General features: G+C 67.5%; 14 protein-coding genes and 1 riboswitch. Of the genes, 4 read left to right on the forward strand and 10 right to left on the reverse strand.

The features are described 5' to 3' along the window. Positions 1 to 35: 35 nt before the first annotated feature. The 9 genes from RHOSA_RS0114045 to RHOSA_RS0114085 form a co-directional block, all read right to left on the reverse strand. On the reverse strand, positions 36 to 1,511 hold the full coding sequence (locus tag RHOSA_RS0114045) for a cobyric acid synthase (protein WP_027289166.1): 1,476 nt from the start codon (positions 1,509 to 1,511) through the stop codon (positions 36 to 38). A gap of 33 nt (positions 1,512 to 1,544) precedes the next feature. After that, positions 1,545 to 2,180 carry a cob(I)yrinic acid a,c-diamide adenosyltransferase gene (gene cobO, locus RHOSA_RS0114050; protein WP_037256384.1) on the reverse strand — a complete coding sequence of 212 codons (636 nt, stop codon included), beginning with the start codon at positions 2,178 to 2,180 and terminating at the stop codon, positions 1,545 to 1,547. Continuing rightward, complete coding sequence (gene cobN, locus RHOSA_RS0114055; protein WP_027289168.1) at positions 2,177 to 5,941, reverse strand: cobaltochelatase subunit CobN; 3,765 nt, start codon at positions 5,939 to 5,941, stop codon at positions 2,177 to 2,179. Before cobN ends, cobO begins: the two co-directional genes overlap by 4 nt. Positions 5,942 to 5,978: 37 nt before the next feature. After that, a complete protein-coding gene (gene cobW, locus RHOSA_RS0114060; protein ID WP_051432156.1) occupies positions 5,979 to 7,061 on the reverse strand; it encodes a cobalamin biosynthesis protein CobW in 1,083 nt (360 codons plus the stop codon). Between the two features lie 29 nt (positions 7,062 to 7,090). Then, positions 7,091 to 7,618 carry a bifunctional adenosylcobinamide kinase/adenosylcobinamide-phosphate guanylyltransferase gene (gene cobU / locus RHOSA_RS0114065; RefSeq protein ID WP_027289170.1) on the reverse strand — a complete coding sequence of 176 codons (528 nt, stop codon included), beginning with the start codon at positions 7,616 to 7,618 and terminating at the stop codon, positions 7,091 to 7,093. Positions 7,619 to 7,772: 154 nt separating this feature from the next. Next, positions 7,773 to 8,017, reverse strand: a riboswitch (cobalamin riboswitch). A gap of 125 nt (positions 8,018 to 8,142) precedes the next feature. After that, positions 8,143 to 9,561, reverse strand: a complete 1,419-nt coding sequence (gene hemN / locus RHOSA_RS0114070) for an oxygen-independent coproporphyrinogen III oxidase (RefSeq protein ID WP_081728734.1) — start codon at positions 9,559 to 9,561, stop codon at positions 8,143 to 8,145. A 187-nt stretch (positions 9,562 to 9,748) separates the two neighbouring features. Beyond that, a complete protein-coding gene (locus RHOSA_RS0114075) occupies positions 9,749 to 10,633 on the reverse strand; it encodes an RNA polymerase factor sigma-32 (protein ID WP_027289172.1) in 885 nt (294 codons plus the stop codon). Positions 10,634 to 10,751: 118 nt separating this feature from the next. Continuing rightward, complete coding sequence (locus RHOSA_RS0114080; RefSeq protein WP_027289173.1) at positions 10,752 to 11,453, reverse strand: ChrR family anti-sigma-E factor; 702 nt, start codon at positions 11,451 to 11,453, stop codon at positions 10,752 to 10,754. Beyond that, positions 11,453 to 12,037, reverse strand: a complete 585-nt coding sequence (locus tag RHOSA_RS0114085; protein WP_051432157.1) for a sigma-70 family RNA polymerase sigma factor — start codon at positions 12,035 to 12,037, stop codon at positions 11,453 to 11,455. Before RHOSA_RS0114085 ends, RHOSA_RS0114080 begins: the two co-directional genes overlap by 1 nt. Positions 12,038 to 12,401: 364 nt before the next feature. Here RHOSA_RS0114085 and RHOSA_RS22640 point away from each other — a divergent pair, with 364 nt between their 5' ends. The 4 genes from RHOSA_RS22640 (at position 12,402) to RHOSA_RS0114105 (ending at position 16,443) form a co-directional block, all read left to right on the forward strand. Continuing rightward, the gene (locus RHOSA_RS22640; protein WP_037256386.1) at positions 12,402 to 13,748 is read left to right on the forward strand and encodes an NAD(P)/FAD-dependent oxidoreductase; all 1,347 of its coding nucleotides are present in this window, start codon (positions 12,402 to 12,404) and stop codon (positions 13,746 to 13,748) included. Positions 13,749 to 13,769: 21 nt separating this feature from the next. Continuing rightward, positions 13,770 to 14,597: a DUF1365 domain-containing protein gene (locus RHOSA_RS0114095; RefSeq protein WP_027289175.1), complete on the forward strand. Its 828-nt coding sequence runs from the start codon at positions 13,770 to 13,772 to the stop codon at positions 14,595 to 14,597. Continuing rightward, complete coding sequence (locus tag RHOSA_RS0114100) at positions 14,594 to 15,817, forward strand: SAM-dependent methyltransferase (RefSeq protein ID WP_027289176.1); 1,224 nt, start codon at positions 14,594 to 14,596, stop codon at positions 15,815 to 15,817. The genes RHOSA_RS0114095 and RHOSA_RS0114100 overlap by 4 nt, the downstream gene beginning before the upstream one ends. Before the next feature lie 119 nt (positions 15,818 to 15,936). Continuing rightward, entirely contained in the window at positions 15,937 to 16,443 is a 507-nt protein-coding gene (locus tag RHOSA_RS0114105) for a DUF3833 family protein (RefSeq protein WP_037256390.1), read from the forward strand. Positions 16,444 to 16,543: 100 nt separating this feature from the next. Here the strand turns inward: RHOSA_RS0114105 and RHOSA_RS0114110 are convergent, their stop codons facing one another. After that, on the reverse strand, positions 16,544 to 17,032 hold the full coding sequence (locus RHOSA_RS0114110) for a nuclear transport factor 2 family protein (protein WP_051432158.1): 489 nt from the start codon (positions 17,030 to 17,032) through the stop codon (positions 16,544 to 16,546). Positions 17,033 to 17,035: the final 3 nt, after the last annotated feature.

Genomic DNA, 17,035 nt, shown 5'->3' on the forward strand with positions numbered 1-17,035 from the left:
CGCACGCCCGACGGGGGCCAACGCCCCTAATTCCCCTACCCTGCATGGCGTGCGGCCTCCAGCAGGGCGTCGAGGTCCAGGCAGTCCTCCAGATGGGCGGCGAGCTTGTCCAGCGTCGCCTCGACCTCCGCCTCGTAGGCGAGGCCGCTTGCATGCCGATCCTTCAGACGGGCGAGGAAGGCGTGGCGGAAAGCGTCGCTTGCGAACAGGCCGTGCAAGTAGCTGCCAAGCACCCGGCCGTCCTCGGACACCGCGCCGTCAGACCGCCCGTTTAGGTCCAGCAACGGCCGCTCCAACCCAGGGCCACTCGTCCGACCGATGTGCATCTCATAGCCCTGCACCGCCGCGTTCGTCAGCCGGCAGCGCCCCTCGGCCGCGACCAGCCGCTTGTCGCCGGCGAGTTCAGTATCGACCTCAAGCCAGCCCAGCCCCTCGGCCGCGTCGGCCGGCCCTTCGGTGCCGTGCGGGTCGGCCAGCGTGCGCCCCAGCATCTGGTAGCCGCCGCACAGCCCCAGGATCCAGCCGCCGCGTCGGCGATGCGCGGTCAAGTCGACGTCCCAGCCCTGCTCCCGCATCACCTTCAGATCGGCCAGCGTCGCCTTGGAACCCGGCAGCACCACGAGGTCGGCGTCACCCGGCAGCGCCCGGCCGCGCGGGACGAACGTGACCTCGACGTCCGGCTCCGCCGACAGCGGATCGAGATCGTCGAAGTTGGCGATGCGCGAGAGCATCGGCACCGCGACCTTGATCGCGGCACTGCCGCGCGTCTCCGCCCGCCGGTTCTCCAGGCTGAGCGCATCCTCCGCCGGCAGCTTCGCCGCCTCGGGGAAGAAGGTGACGATGCCGAAGGAGCGTAGGCCAGTGTGATCGCCGATCACCCGGATACCGCCATCGAACAGCGAGGTATCGCCACGGAACTTATTGATCAGGTAGCCCGCGATCAGCGGCCGCTCGGCCTCCGGCAGCAGCGCCCAGGTCCCGACCAGGCTGGCGATCACACCGCCGCGGTCGATGTCGCCGATCAGCACCACCGGGCAGCGCGCCGCCTCGGCGAAGCCCATGTTGGCGATGTCGCCGGCGCGCAGGTTGACCTCGCTGGCGCTGCCCGCGCCCTCGACCAGCACGAGGTCGGCCGTCCCGCGCAGCCGAGTGTAGCTCTTGAGCACGTCCGGCAGCAGGTCGCCCTTGCTGCGCTGGTATTCGCGCGCGCCGGCGTTGCCGCGCACCTGGCCGTGCACGACGATCTGCGCGCCGACGTCCGTCTGCGGCTTCAAAAGCACCGGATTCAGGTCGGTCGAGAGGTCGCAGCGCGCCGCGCGCGCCTGCAGCGCCTGCGCCCGCCCGATCTCGCCACCGCCCGGGGTGACGGCGGCGTTGTTCGACATGTTCTGCGGCTTGAAGGGGCGCACGCGCAGGCCCCGGTTGGCGAAAGCGCGCGCCAGCCCCGCCACCAGCACCGACTTGCCGACGTCCGAGCCCGTGCCCTGGAACATGAGAGCGGGCGCGGTCATGGGACACACGCCGTGATTTGGCCCCCCGTCACCTTAAAACTCGATCCCCTTCTGCGCCTTCACGCCCGCGCGGAAGGGGTGCTTGACCATGGTCATGTCGGTGACGAGGTCGGCCACCTCGACCAGCTCGTCCTTGGCGTTGCGGCCGGTGATGATGACGTGCAGGTCGTGCGGCTTGTTCTTGAGCGTCTCGACCACCTCGTCGATCGGTAGGTTGTCGTAGCGCAGCGGGATGTTGAGCTCGTCCAGGAGCAGCATGTCGAACGGCGGCAGCTCGGTGCGGCAGGCCTCGATCATCTCCTTGGCCTTGTCCCAGGCGGCGCGGGCGGCCTGGATGTCGCGGCCACGGTCCTGCGTTTCCCAGGAGAAGCCCTCGCCCATGCGGTAGATCTCCACCTGGTCGGGGAACTTCTCCAACGCGAAGCGCTCGCCGGTCTCCCACTTGCCCTTGACGAACTGGATGACGCCCACGCGCATGCCGTTGCCGATGGCGCGGAACACCAGCCCAAAGGCGGCGGTTGACTTGCCCTTGCCCTTGCCGGTGTGGACGATCGTCAGGCCCTTCTCGATCGTCTTCTCGGCCAGCATCTTGTCGCGGGCCTCTTTACGCTTGCGCGCCTTCTCGTTGTCGCGGGCGTAGGGATCGTCACTCATCCCGTCCTGGCTCATGCCACGTCCTCCGGGCTTTGGCCGGCCTTGATCGCTTGCAGCGACGGCCGGGTGGTGTTGCCCCTGGGCTGCCACAGGTTGCGGTCCTGGGCTTCCAGCAGGCGGTCGGCGATGTCGGTCAGGGCCTCGGGATTGTTCTCGTGCAGGAACGCCCGGACCGCGTCGTCGGCGAGATAGGCCTCGTAGACCGCGTCGAAGTGGTGGTCCTTGACCGCATGCGCGGTCGCGGCGAAGGCGAACAGATAGTCCACCGTCGCCGACATCTCGAACGCGCCCTTGTAGCCGTGGCGCATCACGCCGGCGATCCACTTCGGGTTCACGACCCGGGCCCGCACAACCCGGGCGACCTCTTCCTCCAGGGAGCGGATCTGCGGGCTTTCGGGGCGGGAATGGTCGTTGTGCCAGACCTTCGGCTGGCTACCCGACAGGTGCCGGACGGTTGCGGTCAGGCCGCCTTCGAACTGGTAGTAGTCGTCGCTGTCGAGCAGGTCGTGCTCGCGGTTGTCCTGGTTGTGCACCACGCCCTCGACCGACCCCAGGCGCTCGGCGAACAGCGCATGCTCCGCCGTGCCCTGGCTCCCGCCGCCATAGGCGTAGCCGCCCCAGGCGAGGTAGGCGCGCGCCAGATCGCCGGTCTCTTCCCAGCCCTTCTCGTCGATCAGCGCTTGCAGACCGGCGCCGTACGCCCCCGGCTTGGACCCAAACACCCGATGGCCGGCGCGGGTCCGGGCCGTATCGGCGTCTATACCTTCATTCTCAAGGGCTTGTGTATCGGCCTTTACCTTAGCAGCGAGCGGGTTCTGGTCCGCCGGCTCGTCCAAATCGGCAACCGCGCGGGCGGCGCTGTCGATCAGATCGATCTGATGCGGGAAGGCGTCACGGAAGAAACCGGAGACGCGCAGGGTGACGTCGACCCGCGGCCGACCGAGCACGGAAAGCGGTAGGATCTCATAGCCGGTGACCCGGCGGCTGGCGGTGTCCCAAGTCGGCTGCACGCCCATCAGCGCCAACACCTGCGCCAGGTCGTCGCCGCCGGTGCGCATGTTGGCGGTGCCCCAGGCGCTGACCGCCAGCGACTTCGGCCACATGCCCTCCTCCTGGCGGTGGCGCTCCAACAGGCGCGTGGCGGATTTCCAGCCGAGCTGCCAGGCGGCCGGCGTCGGCACCACGCGGGTGTCGACCGAATAGAAGTTCCGCCCGGTGGGCAGCACGTCCAAGCGCCCGCGCGTCGGTGCACCCGACGGCCCCGGCTCGACGAACCGTCCGTTGAGGCCGGTCAGCACGCCAGCGAGCTCGCGCGGGCCGCAGTCGGCGACCGCCGGGCGCACGGTCTTCGCGAGCGTGTCCAGCACGGCCTGCGTGCGCGTCCAGGCAGCGTCGGCCGGGCGCGCGCCGGCGACCAGCGCCTGCGCCAGATTTTCCAGCCGCTCCACCGTGTCGCCGGTCGTGCGCCAACTGCCCTCGCCCAGATCGGCGAGTACATTCGGGCGCGGGCCGTCCCAGGGATCGCCGAAGGTGCAATCCAACGGGTCGAACGCTTCATCCAAGTCGAGGTCGGCGGCGAGCGCGCGGATCAGGCTGGCATCGCCGCCGTCGCCCTGGCCGCGCGGCAGGCGGGTGAGCGCGACCAGCAGATCGGTCTGCAGCCGGCCCTCGGGCGCCTGACCGAACACATGCAGCCCGTCGCGGATCTGCATTTCCTTGAGCGCACAGAGGTAGTTGTCGAGCTTACCTAAAGCCGTTTCGGTATCATCGCCGCGCTCGATCCCGCAGTCCTGGTCCAGCCCGATCCGCGCGGACAGGTCCAGGATCTCCCGACCCAGCAATTCCAGCCGGCGCGGGTCGACGCCGGCGGCCTCGTAGTACTCGTCGGCCAGGCGCTCCAGCTCGGCCAACGGGCCATAGCTTTCGGCGCGGGTCAGCGGCGGGGTCAGGTGGTCGACGATCGCGGCCTGCGCGCGGCGCTTGGCCTGCGTGCCCTCGCCCGGATCGTTGACGATGAAGGGGTAGAGGTGCGGCAGCGGGCCGAGCGTGGCCTCGGGATAGCAGCTCTCGTCCAGCGCCAGCGCCTTGCCCGGCAGCCATTCCAGGTTGCCGTGCTTACCCATGTGGATCGCCGCGTCCGCGCCGAAGGCCTCGCGCAGCCAGGCGTAGAAGGCGAAGTAGCCGTGCGGCGGCACCAGGTCCGGGTCGTGATAGGTCTGTTCGGGATCGACGTTGTAGCCGCGCGCCGGTTGCAGGCAGATCGCCGTGTTGCCTTGAACGTAAGCCGGCAGCGCAAAGGCGTCCTGGTCGCCCAAGAAGAAGGGGTCGCTCTCGGGGGCGCCCCAGCGCTCCGTCACCTCCTCGCGTACCTTCTGCGGCAACCGGTCGAAGAAGGCACGGTAGGTGCTAAGGTCCAGCGTCTCCCGGATCTCCCGGCCGTCGTGTGCGGCGTTGGTCGGCCCGGCGGCGATCGTCTCGATCAGCGCGTTGCCGCTTTCGGGGATATCTCCGGTCTGATAGCCCGTCTCCGCCATCGCCCGCAGCAGATTCACTGTGCCCGCCGGCGTATCCAGGCCGACGCCGTTGCCCATCCGCGCGTCACGGTTCGGGTAGTTCGCCAGGATCACTGCCACACGCCGGTCTTGCGGCGATTTATGCCGCAGCTTCAGCCAGTTGGCGGCCAATCTTGCGGCAAAGCGTACACGGCTGTCGACCGGCTGATAGGCCACAACGCTGGTCTGGGTCTTGGGATCGAAGCGCGCCTCCGCCTTGAATGAGACGGCCCGCGACAGGATGCGGCCATCGACTTCCGGCAGGGCCACGTTCATCGCGATGTCGCGCGCGCCCAGACCGTTGGTCCCCGCGCGCCAGGCCTGCTCGGTGCCGCCGGAGAAGACGACCTGCAGCACCGGCGCGTCGATCGCGTCGAACGGCGTCTCGCTGCGTTCGGCCCCCGGCTTGGAGACGGCAAAGCCGGTGGCGTTGAGCACCACGCCGGCGCCGGCCTGCGTCAGCAGGTGGCGGACGGTGTCGGCGCTGACCTGCTCCTTCAGGCTGGCGCAGAAGAGCGGCAGCGCGTTGACGCCGGCGGCTTGCAGTTCCCGGATCAACGCATCCACCGGGGCCAAGTTCGCCGCCTGCACATGGGCACGGTAGAACACGATCGCCGCCACCGGCGCGTCCGCCAGCCAGTCGGCGCGCAGGTCGTCCAGGCTCGGCGCCTCGCACCCTGGCCAGTACAGACCGGCGCGCAGCAGCGGTGCCGGCTCCGCCCAGTCGAAGCCGGCGTGCCCGGCGAGTTCCGCGGCGTAGCCGAGGAAGGCGCGCGCGTTCGCCGGTCCGCCGTGCACGCAGTACTGCCACAGGCGGTGGTAGGCGTCCTCATCCACTGTGGAGCGCTGCGCCAGATCTGCGTCCGGCTGATCGTCGCCCGGCAGCAGGGCGAGCTGGATGCCGCGCGTCTCCGCCAGCATCTGCAGCTGCTCGACGCCGTAGGGCCAGTAGTTGGCCCCGCCCAGCAGGCGCACGACGATCAGCTTCGCGCTGGAACACGTCTGCTCCAGGTAGAGATCGACGGACATGTTGTGGCCGAGCTGCATCAGGTTCGCCAGCCGCAGCTCGGGATAGGCGTCGCCCAGATCCTGGCGCGCCTGCGCCAGATTGGCGAGCTCGGTATCAGCGGCGGACAGCACGACGATCTCGCCCGGGTCCTGACCCAGGTCGACCGCTTCCTGCCCGTCCTGCACGCCACCCGGCGTGGCCTTCAGAAGATGCATCTCGGTACCCGTCGTCCTCGTTTGGCGGCCCGGGCCGTTAGCCCTTCACCGCCGTCTCGATCGCCTGGCGGTCGAGGCCGGTTTCGCCGATCACGACCAGGCGGCCGCCGCGCGGCTCGTCGGCCCGCAGTTCGCGGTCGTAGTAGTGCTGCAGCCGGCCACCCACGCCCTGGATCACCAGGCGCATCGGCTTGCCGGCGACGCTGGCAAAACCCTTCACGCGCAGAACGCCATGGCGCTCGACCGCGGGTTGGATGCGACCGATGATCTCCTGCGGGCTCTTGGGCTCGTCGAAGTCGATGGCGAAGGTCTCGAAATCGTCGTGGTCGTGCTCTTCCTCGTCGTCGTGGTGCGAGGGACGACCGGCCAGGTCGTCCTCGACGCCCGAGCCGAGGCCCAGCATGACTTCCGGATCGACCGCCCCATGGGCGGCGCGCAGCAGCTTGGTGCCCGGACGCAGCTTCGCCTTGAGGTCGGTGACCACCCTGTCCAGCGCATCGGCGGAGAGCAGATCGGTCTTGTTCAGGACCACGATGTCCGCGCAGTTGATCTGATCCTCGAACACCTCCTCCAGTGGACTTTCGTGGTCGAGGGCGGGATCGCTCTCGCGCAACGCCTGTACTTGGTCGGGGCGGGAGGTGAACAGCCCATCGGCCACCGCCGGCGCGTCGATCACCGCGATCACGCCGTCGACGGTCGCGCGGGTGCGCACTTCCGGCCAGCCGAACGCCTGCACCAGCGGCTTGGGCAGCGCGAGGCCGCTGGTCTCGATCACGATGTGATCCGGCTTCTCCGCCCGGTTCACCAGCTTTTCCATGGTCGGCAGGAAGTCGTCGGCGACCGTGCAGCAGATGCAGCCATTGGCGAGTTCCAGGACGTCGTCGTCGCCGCAGCCCTCGATGCCGCAGCCCTTCAGGATCTCGCCGTCGACTCCCAGGTCGCCGAATTCGTTGATCACCAACGCCAGGCGTTTGCCGCCGGCGTTCTCCAACATGTGCCGGATCATCGAGGTCTTGCCGGCGCCCAGGAAGCCGGTGATCACGGTGGTCGGGATCTTGGTGGTCTGCGTGTCCGCGCTCGGCGCGGCGGGAGACGTGCTGCTGTCGTCGGGTGCGGTCATGGCAAAGGGCCCGTTCGTGAGGGGTGGAGTCAGGTGTGCGGGATGTCTTTCAGGGTTTGCGGCAGGCCGGCGGTGACGAAGACGACACGTCCGGCCACGGCCGCGACGGCCTGGTGCAGCCGCCCGGCCTGATCGACGAAGGCGCGCGCCAGCTTGTTCTCGGGGATCACGCCCTGGCCAACCTCATTGGAGACCAGCACCGCCGGACCGGCCAGCGCCGCCAGCGTGTCGCACAGGCGTGCACGCTCGACCGCGACGTCGCGGTCGTGGCCCAGCAGATTGGACAGCCACAGGGTCAGGCAGTCGACCAGCACGGTGCGTCCCGGCGCGGCAGCCGAGGCCAGCGCGCCCGGCAGATCCAGCGGCGCCTCCACGGTCGACCAGCGCTCGCCGCGGCGGGCTTGATGCTCGGCGATGCGGCGGGCCATCTCGCCGTCATGCGGCTCGGCGGTGGCGAGATAGACGCACGCGCCCGGCTGCGACTCCACGAGGGATTCCGCATAGCGGCTCTTGCCGGAGCGCTGACCGCCCAGCACCAGGGTCGCGGGGGCGCTCATGCGCCTGCCTGTGGGATCAAGATCATGTGACGGCCCGAGCTTCCTGTGCCCCTGCTCAGGCCAGCGCGGACGCGCACGGCACCGCCCTGAATACGAGATGGCCAGGGCATGCCATGCACCGCCGGTTTCCCCGCCCGGGCGGCGTCCGCGTTGGCGCGGTCTGGGGCCGGCGGCAGGTCTCCTGGCTCGCGCCCTGCGGCCCCGTCGTCGCGGAGCCGCGTGCCCTGCCCGCCTTCCCGGCTGCGTCGTCTGATACGACGGCCAGTGGCCTACACGGCAGAGCGCCCGATAGCGCTTACAGTTGCGGGGACAGCCGGGGCCTTGGCGACGCACGCCGCACCCCGTTCCCTCTTGATCCCGAGCGAGGGCCGCCCGGGAACCGCCGGCAATGTCTGAGAGGCGAGCCTAGGACAGTGGACGCGCCGGGACAAGCTGGCGTTTGTGTTCCAGGCAACGACGGCGGCAACCACCTCATCCCGTCCCTCCTTCACCTGGCGGAGGGACAGGATAAAGCGCGGCGCACCTTATACAGCGCTGGCGTGACGGCGCTGCTGGGTAGACTCGAGGTAGGCGTCGAACACACTGGACACGGTACGCAACAGCGGCCGCCCGCTTTCGAGCACGGTGACGCGGCCACCGGTGATCCGCAGCAAACCATCCTGCTCCATCTCACGCAGCTGCTCGATCGCGTTGTCGAACACGCTCGGATCGGCACCGTGCCGTTCCGCAACCTCGCCCACGTCGACGGTCATGAAGCACATCACCTGTTCAATCGCGTCCGAGCGCATCGCATCGTCGGTCCCGATCGCCACGCCTTTGACCGTGGGCAACTGACTATCCTTGATCGCCGCCGCATAGTTCGGAACGTCGCGGTGGTTCTGCGTGTACCCCTGCGGCGTCTTGCCGATCGCCGAGGCCCCCAGGCCGAGCAGTGCGGGGGCCTGGTCGGTCGTGTAGCCCTGGAAGTTACGATGCAGCCAGCCCTCGCGCAGCGCCTGGGCCATCGAGTCCGTCGGCTTGGCGAAGTGATCCAGGCCGATCGGCCAATAGCCGGCGCCGACCAGCCAGCCGGCAGCCTCGCGATACTGCTGCCAGCGCTCCTCGGTGCCCGGCAGGGCATCTTCCGGGATCAGCTTCTGATGCTTCTTCATCCACGGCACGTGGGCATAGCCGAACACCGCCACGCGATCCGGCGACAACTCCAGATTCTGGCGCACCGTCTCATGCAGATCGTCGATCCCCTGGTACGGCAGGCCATACATCAGGTCGAGGTTCAGCTTGTTGACCCCGTGCTTGCGCAGCAGCTCAACGCACCGCGTGGTCGTCTCGTGCGACTGGATACGGTTGATCGCGTCCTGGACCTTCGGATTGATATCCTGGACGCCGATCGACGCCCGGGACAGGCCCGCCTCGGCGAAGGCCGCGATCACCTCTTCCGACAGCCCACGCGGGTCGATCTCGACGGCGACTTCGGCATCCGAACGCAGATCGAAGTTGTGGCGCAGGCGCGTGAACACGCGATGGACCTGCTCGGCGTTCAGGATCGTCGGACTGCCGCCGCCCAGGTGGATCTGCGACACCGCCCTGCGGTCCCCGATCGTGCGCGCGACCATGTCGATTTCCTGCAACAGCAGGTCGACGTAGCGTGCGACCGGCTCCGGCCGGTTCACCACGGTCGTATTGCAGCCGCAGAACCAGCACAGGCTGTCGCAGAACGGCACGTGCAGGTAGAGCGACAGCGGCGCACCCTCGGGCAGGTCACGCAGCCAATGGGCGTAGACCCCAGGCGTCACCCTATCGCTGAAGTGCGGCGCCGTGGGATAGCTGGTGTAACGCGGCACGCGCCCATCATACTTCTCCAGCAGCTCGGTGGTGGCGAGCTGGACATTGTCGGTGGGCGCAACGGTGGCGGCGGGGGTCGGGACGTCGGTGATCGTGCTCATGTGTGAACCCGACCACAGCGCTGGGTCGCTGTCCTTGATGTACCTCAAAAACCATTGCACCGACACTGACCGGTGCACATGAAAAGGCCCCCGGGGGTGCAACCCCGGGGGCCGTCGCAGTCGCAAAACGGAAGTGCGTCGGTGCGTTCTGGCAGAGCCAGCGACCCCGTGCCCGTGGACACCGCCACTAGGCGCCAGTGGTTGTGTCCACCGGCATGTCGGCGCTGCTCAGCACCCGCTTGCGCAACTCCTGCAGGGCGCGGTGCTCGATCTGACGCACCCGCTCCTTGGAGATGCCGAGTTCCTCGCCCAGTTCGGCGAGGGTAGTCGATTGTTCCTTGAGGTGGCGTTCGCGGATGATGTGTTGCTCGCGCGCCGGCAAGGCGGTGAGCGCGGCCTTCAGCCACTTGCCGCGGACCGCGTTGTCACGCGACTTCTGCACCATGTCTTCCGGCGAGGGGCCGTCGTCGACCAACAGGTCCTGCCACTCCGAAGACCCATCCTCGCCCAGCGGCGCGTTCGCCGACTGGTCCGGTCCCGCCAGACGAGCTTCCATGTTCTCGACCTGGCTGAGTTGTACCTTCAGCTCACTGGCGATCCTGTCGCGCGCATCGACGTCGCTGACCTTGCCATCGGCACTGGCGATCTTCGCGCGCAACCGGCGCAAATTGAAGAACAAGGACTTTTCCTGCGTGGTGGTGCCCAGGCGCACCATCGACCAGTTGCGCAGGACAAAGTCCTGAATGGCCGCGCGAATCCACCACACCGCGTAGGTGGAGAAGCGTACCTCGCGCTCGTGATCGAACCGGGCGGCCGCCTGCATCAGACCCAAGTTGCCCTCTTGCAGCAGGTCGGACATGTTCAGGCCATAGCCGCGGTAGGCCGTCGCTTGTGACACCACCAGTCTGTGGTGGGCGCTCACCAGTTCGTGGAGAGCCTCTTCGTCGCGGTCCTCGGTCCAGCGTTTGGCGAGATCGGTCTCGCGTTCGCGGGACAGCAAGGGAGCTTTCATCGCCTCGCGGATAAAGCGCTGCGTGGCGGCTTGGCTGTCAATACTCTCGCTGGACACCATAGCTTCCATCCTGCCGTTGAAGATCAGCCCGTCGTGCCCGCCTAGCGTTCGCCTTATACGGCTCTGTTCTTATTTACGCGGCTCCGCCTCCCCTAGATCATTTGGACCCCAAAGATGATCACATATCCACGAAGTAGTTCAAAATGCGCCCGAACGGCCCGGTCATCTTGAGCGGTGCGTCCGTGACCGCCAGGCAGATGCAATCACATTCCTTACCGGCCACCGGCTGGTGGGTGACCTCGTCATCCGCGACCGCAACGTCGCCCCGCGCGTAGCGACCGGTCGCGTCGGTGAAGCTGCCTTCCAGCACCAGCGTATATTCAGCCCCATCGTGCGTGTGCTGGGGAATGCCGGCGCCGGCTGCGATCCGCAGCAGCCGCGTCTTATAACCTGGAACGTCCGGCAGCAGGTCGAGTTCCGCGACACTGCCGCCGCGCTGGCGCCAGGCCGACGTCCCCGCCGCCCCAGCCAGGTAGTCCCGCAGCGGCGCAGGTACATCGGCAGCGATACGCACCCCCTCCGGCAGGGCCGCGCGGGTCCGCTCCGCATCATCGGCCGGCGCCCTGGCCGTCCCGCCATCGGCGACCACCGGCGCATCGGCCTCGATGCGCGCCATGACAGCCTCGAACGCGTCGTCAGCCAGGGGCACAGGCTCGCTTTCCTCCAGCAGGGCGCCGCCAACGTCCTCGTAGAAACGCAGGGTCCGACGACTTTGCGGCGACAATACGACATGGGTTGCGACCAGCAGGGACAACGGCTCCGACAGGTTGCCGGCCGCGTACTCCTGCAGCAGGTCGTCGGGTGCAAGATGCTGCGCCATTAAGTTGCGTCCTCCAGCAACGTCTTCAGTCGTGAAAGCGCGAGACGTAGGCGCGATTTGACGGTGCCCAACGGCAAATCGAGCTCTTCGGCAATCGCGCTGTGCGACTTTTCCTCGAAGTACGACAAACGAAGCAACGTCGCCTGCGCCTCCGGCAGACGCTGCACCGCCGAGCGCAGCAGGGCCTGACGCTGGCTGGCCTCGACCTGCTGGTCGGCCGGCGTCTCGGCTTCCGGGACGATCGCGGGATCCTCGGGGTCCAGTTCCGGCCGCTTGTCGCGGCGGATCGCATCGATCCGCTTGTTCCGCGCGATCGTGAAAATCCAGGTACTGGCCCCAGCCTGATGGCGGTCGTACAGCTGCGCACGACGCCACACCGTCAGCATCACCTCCTGCGCCAGCTCTTCCGACAGCTGGTCTTCCGCGCCGAGGCGACGGAGGTAGGACTTCACCCTGGGGGCGAAGTGCGCAAACAGACGCCGAAACGCCTGCCGGTCGGGCCCAGCGGCGAGCGCGTCCAACAGGTCGGCGGCCTGGGCGGGCGTCAGCTCGCCCGCGATCTCGTCGGCGTACTCAGGGTCCATACCTTTTTGTACGAGCCCACTTGCCGACGCCACAACCCAAGACGGCTCCACCCCGCGAACCCGGTGACCGTCACTGGCCCTTTCCAGATGCATGCACGTTCATCCATTCGTCGCTTTCTCTCCTAGCTACGCGGCCGGTTGGCGGACGGATCAGTGGCCGGGACGGATTTTTGACGCACCGCACACATTTTCGTGAGCGGCTGGGCCGACAGCACGTACCGCGCGTCCGCACACACGTGATCCAGCCTTGTTTGGCGCGCGTATTGAAGGCACAAGCGTAAATTGGCGCCCTTCCAAGGCGTCAGACCACGCAGTGTGGGGGCAGGGTCCTTAGTCGAGCTGTGTTATCCTGGTTGGAGTGGGAATGCGTATCGCCGTCGTCGGAAGCGGGGTCGCCGGTCTCGGTGCGGCCTGGGCTCTTTCACGCCGTCACGACGTCACTGTTTTCGAGGCCGAGGCGCGCTTGGGCGGACACGCCAACACCTTGGACGTCGCCTGGCCGGACGGTACGACGACAGCCGTGGATACCGGCTTCATCGTCTATAATCCGCGCAACTACCCGTACCTGATCCGTCTGTTCGACCAGATCGGCGCTCCGACCGAGGGATCCGACATGTCGTTCGCCGTCTCGCTCGACCAGGGACGGCTGGAATATGCGGGCAGCCCGATCGGCCTGGTGGCGCAGCCGTCGAACGTCCTGAAACCGTCCTACTGGGCGATGGTCCGGCAGATCCTGCGCTTCTACAAGGAGGCCCCGGCCCTGCTGGCGCTTGACCCCGAGGATCCAGCGGCGATGCAGGCGCTGGGCGACTATCTGCAGGACAACGGCTACGGCGACAACTTCACCTACAACCATCTGCTGCCGATGGCCGCCGCGATCTGGTCCTGCCCGGTCGACGCGGTCATGCGCTTTCCGGTGCGCAGCTTCGTTCAGTTCCTGGACAACCACGGTCTGATGCTGATCCGCGGCCGGCCGCAGTGGCGCACGGTGGCCGGCGGCAGTCGGGAATACGTCCAACGCATCGCGGACGCCGTCGGTCACGAGCGCTTCCATACGAACGCCCCGGTTCGTGCACTCAGGCGGAGTCGCGACGGTGTGACGCTGTTCACCGACGCAGGCCCGCACCATTTCGATCAGGTCGTGCTGGCCACCCACGGCGACCAAGCCCTGCGCATCCTCGGCGACGATGCCAGCGATGCCGAGCGGCAAACGCTGGGCGCGTTCACGTACGAGGCCAACCAGACATATCTGCACAGCGACCCGACCCTGATGCCGCGCCGCCGGGCTGTCTGGTCGTCCTGGAACTACATCGGCGACGGAACACAGGATGCCAGCGCCAAGGTCTCCGTGACCTACTGGATGAACCGGCTGCAGAACCTGCCGGGTCGGAACCTGTTCGTCTCGCTCAACCCGCTGACGGCACCGGCGCCCGACACGGTACACGCGGAGATGGCCTACACCCACCCGGTCTTCGACGGCCCGGCCATCGCCGCACAGGGACGCCTGCCCTATATTCAGGGCGCCTACCACACTTGGTTCTGCGGCAGCTATTGTGGCTACGGCTTTCACGAGGACGGCCTGGAAGCCGGGCTTGCCGTGGCGTCGGCGCTCGGGGCTCCGCCTCCCTGGAGCGAGGATGTCACGCCGGCAAGCCCGGCGGCGCGTTGCGCAGACGGCGCCCAGCCGACGCCACAGGCCGCGGCAGAATAGGCCAGACGCACGAGGCGCCCGATGACCGCAACAACGCCCCCTCCCCCTGCGCGCACACAAGCCTCGGCGCTCTACTTCGCCGGGGTCATGCACAAGCGCCTGATGCCGTTCCGTCACCGCTTCGACTACAAGGTCGTGACGCTGCTGGCGGACCTGGAGGAACTTCCGACGTTGGCTCGGCGGCTACGGCTTTTCTCGCTCGACCGCTTCAACGTCTTCTCCTTCCACCAGAAGGACCACGGGCCGCGTGATGGTTCGCCCCTGCGCCCCTGGATCGACGCCCGGCTGGCCGAGGCCGGGATCGATCTGGAGGGGGGATCGGTGCGCCTGCTGGCCTATCCGCGGCTATGGGGCTACGCCTTCAACCCGCTCACCGTGTGGTTCTGCTACCACCGCAACGGCCGCCTGATGGCGGTGGATTACGAGGTTTCCAACACCTTCGGCCAGCATCACCACTATCTGATCCCGGTACCGGACGGGCATCGTCCAGGCCACGCGCTGCACCAGGCCTGCCGCAAGGACTTCCACGTTTCGCCCTTCATGCCAATGGAAGGCGGCTACGATTTCCGCGTCAGCGAACCCGGCGACAAGCAGGCGACCGTGATCCGCCAGCATGTCGAGGCGGGAGAGATCCTGGTCGCAAGCCAGGTCGGCCGACGGATACCGCTCACCGACGCCAACCTGCTGCGCGCCCTCGGGGCGCATCCATTGATGACGTTCAAGGTGATCGGGGCGATCCACTGGCAGGCGCTGAAGCTGTGGCGCCGTGGCGCCGGCTTTCACACGTCGCCTGCCCCACCCGAACAGCCGGTGACGATCGTCTATCCCACACGTGAGGCCGCCGAATGAGTACCAGCGAGCGCACCGGACTTCCGAGCGTTCCCTTCCCTGGGCGTGGGCGTGCCGGCCTGCGCGTGATCGAGACGCTAGCCCGTCGGCTATCGGTCGGCCGGCTGGACCTGACCCTGCCCGACGGCCGGGAAATCGTCACCCACGGCAGCCAACCGGGTCCACACGCCCGTCTGACCATCCGGCACCCACGGTTCGCCCGGAAGATGCTGTTCGGCGGCGCGCTCGGCTTCGCGGAAGCCTATCTGGACGGCGATTGCGAAACCGACGACCTGGTCTCGGTGATGGAACTCGCCGCGCGCAACGACGCCGCGCTGGGCGCAACCCTGCGCGGCCAGACGACCAGCCGCGCGCTGTCGCGGATCACGCACCTGATGCGGCCGAACACCCGCCGCGGCGCGCGCAAGAACATCGCCGCGCACTACGATCTGGGCAACGCGTTCTACGGGCTGTGGCTGGATCACACGATGACCTACTCCGCAGCCGTGTTCCCGCGGCCCGACGCCGACCTGGCGACGGCGCAGACCGAGAAGTACCGCCGGATGGCGCAGATGGCCGAAATCCGCCCGGAACATCACGTGCTGGAGATCGGCTGTGGCTGGGGCGGCTTCGCCGAATTCGCCGCGCGGGAGATCGGCTGCCGGGTCACCGCGATCACGATCTCCCAGGCGCAGCGCGACTACACGACCAAGCGCCTTGCCGCCGCCGGTCTGGACGACCGGGCCGAGGTCCGGTTGATCGACTACCGCGACCTGGAGGGGCAGTACGACCGCATCGTCTCGATCGAGATGATCGAGGCGGTCGGCGAAAACTGGTGGCCGACCTACTTCACCCGCCTGCGCGAACTGCTGACCGCCGGCGGCCGAGCCGCCCTACAAGCGATCACGATCGACGACACGCAGTGGGACAACTACCGCCGCAGCGCGGACTTCATCCAGCGCTACATCTTCCCCGGCGGCATGCTGCCCGCGCCAGCCGTGATGAAGGAAAAGGTGCAACAGGCCGGCCTCGCCCATGCCGGGGAGGAGTGCTACGGCCTGCACTACGCGGAAACGCTCAAGCGCTGGCGCCACGCTTTCGAGGAGTCCTGGCCGCGCATCGCTGCGCTCGGGTTCGACGACCGTTTCCGTCGGATGTGGCGCTATTACCTCGCCTACTGCGAGGCAGGCTTCCGCACCGGCCGCATCGACCTACGTCAGCTGGCCCTGGTAAAAGCATAAGCCACCGCCTCGTTACGAAATCCGCGGCGCTTTCCATCCGTATTAAGTCCTAGGGCATCGAGCGCGCTCTTCACGCCGACCCCGGCATCGGAGCAGCGCTGCGGCGACGAGGGAAAGCTATGAAACCGGAAGATTTCGCGAGCAACGAACCGGCGTTTGCGCTGGAGGACTTTTTCGCCGGCAAGGGCAAGGCCTGGGGCCTGTTCCAGGACCGCTTCGGCAAGGTTCGCAAGCAGTTCGTCGCCGACACGCATGGCACTTGGGACCCCGTGGAGAACAAGCTCGCACTGACCGAGTCCTTCGTCTACGACGACGGCAGCCAGGAAGCCCGCACCTGGCATATCCGCAAGCTGGACAACGGATATTACCAAGCCGACACCGACGATCTGGTGGGCGCGGCGGAAATCGAAGCCGCCGGCAACGCAGTCAACCTGCGCTACCGGATGAAGGTTCCGATCAACGGCAAATCGGTCGCTCTCGATTTCGACGACTGGATGTTCCGACAGAGCGACGACATGGTGATCGACCGCGCGATCGTCACCAAATGGGGGGTCCAGATCGGCACCCTGATCATCAGCTTCCAACGCACCGCCGCCCAGAGCGGCGGACAGCAGGCGGCAGAATAAACGGGCTGTTCCTGTCAGCCAGCCATCTCTCAAGACGACCTTCCGGCGCCCCTAGGGTCACGCAACGGGAAGGAGCGCTGACGGTCCCCGGGGCCGTGCTTTACCGTGCTTCCGGAATCGCCAGCTTGCGGCGCACGCGGCGCAGCAGGAAGCCGATGCCGGGCAACTTTTCGTACAGCTGACGGCCACTGTCCCAGTGGTCCAGGTGGGCGCTCACCAGCGCCTTGTGGTCGAAGTGGACTTCCGTCATGCCTTCGACCTGCAAGGGCCCGCGCACCGGCAAACGGCAGTGAAAGGTCCAGCGCAGGTAGGCGACCTCGTTACGCTGCTGGCTGAACACATGATCGTGGACGTCGAAGCGCGGCTCGCCGACGTCCTCGAACATCTTGTCCATGCACTTCTCGAACAGCTCGACCCCGCGCACGTCGTTGAAGGGATCGCGGAAGTGCACGTCGGGACTACACAACTCGCGTAGTTCCTTGACCCTCGCGCGCTCCAGGTTGCCGCACAGGTCGACATAGCGTGCCAACGCCAGCCGAAGGTCCTCTCCGCTGGCGGTCGTGTACCCTTCGTTCGCGCGGTCGATCATCGG

This window comes from Rhodovibrio salinarum DSM 9154 (assembly GCF_000515255.1).
GTDB classification, from domain to species: domain Bacteria; phylum Pseudomonadota; class Alphaproteobacteria; order Kiloniellales; family Rhodovibrionaceae; genus Rhodovibrio; species Rhodovibrio salinarum.

Excerpts from the sequence above, each read along its gene's own strand:
- cobU (WP_027289170.1), bottom strand. The coding sequence starts at position 7,618 with ATGAGCGCCCCCGCGACCCTGGTGCTGGGCGGTCAGCGCTCCGGCAAG.
- RHOSA_RS0114085 (WP_051432157.1), bottom strand. The coding sequence starts at position 12,037 with ATGGACCCTGAGTACGCCGACGAGATCGCGGGCGAGCTGACGCCCGCC.
- RHOSA_RS0114110 (WP_051432158.1), bottom strand. The coding sequence starts at position 17,032 with ATGATCGACCGCGCGAACGAAGGGTACACGACCGCCAGCGGAGAGGAC.
- cobN (WP_027289168.1), bottom strand. The coding sequence starts at position 5,941 with ATGCATCTTCTGAAGGCCACGCCGGGTGGCGTGCAGGACGGGCAGGAA.
- RHOSA_RS22640 (WP_037256386.1), top strand. The coding sequence starts at position 12,402 with ATGCGTATCGCCGTCGTCGGAAGCGGGGTCGCCGGTCTCGGTGCGGCC.
- RHOSA_RS0114075 (WP_027289172.1), bottom strand. The coding sequence starts at position 10,633 with ATGGTGTCCAGCGAGAGTATTGACAGCCAAGCCGCCACGCAGCGCTTT.
- RHOSA_RS0114105 (WP_037256390.1), top strand. The coding sequence starts at position 15,937 with ATGAAACCGGAAGATTTCGCGAGCAACGAACCGGCGTTTGCGCTGGAG.
- hemN (WP_081728734.1), bottom strand. The coding sequence starts at position 9,561 with ATGAGCACGATCACCGACGTCCCGACCCCCGCCGCCACCGTTGCGCCC.
- RHOSA_RS0114045 (WP_027289166.1), bottom strand. The coding sequence starts at position 1,511 with ATGACCGCGCCCGCTCTCATGTTCCAGGGCACGGGCTCGGACGTCGGC.
- RHOSA_RS0114100 (WP_027289176.1), top strand. The coding sequence starts at position 14,594 with ATGAGTACCAGCGAGCGCACCGGACTTCCGAGCGTTCCCTTCCCTGGG.
- RHOSA_RS0114095 (WP_027289175.1), top strand. The coding sequence starts at position 13,770 with ATGACCGCAACAACGCCCCCTCCCCCTGCGCGCACACAAGCCTCGGCG.
- RHOSA_RS0114080 (WP_027289173.1), bottom strand. The coding sequence starts at position 11,453 with ATGGCGCAGCATCTTGCACCCGACGACCTGCTGCAGGAGTACGCGGCC.
- cobO (WP_037256384.1), bottom strand. The coding sequence starts at position 2,180 with ATGAGCCAGGACGGGATGAGTGACGATCCCTACGCCCGCGACAACGAG.
- cobW (WP_051432156.1), bottom strand. The coding sequence starts at position 7,061 with ATGACCGCACCCGACGACAGCAGCACGTCTCCCGCCGCGCCGAGCGCG.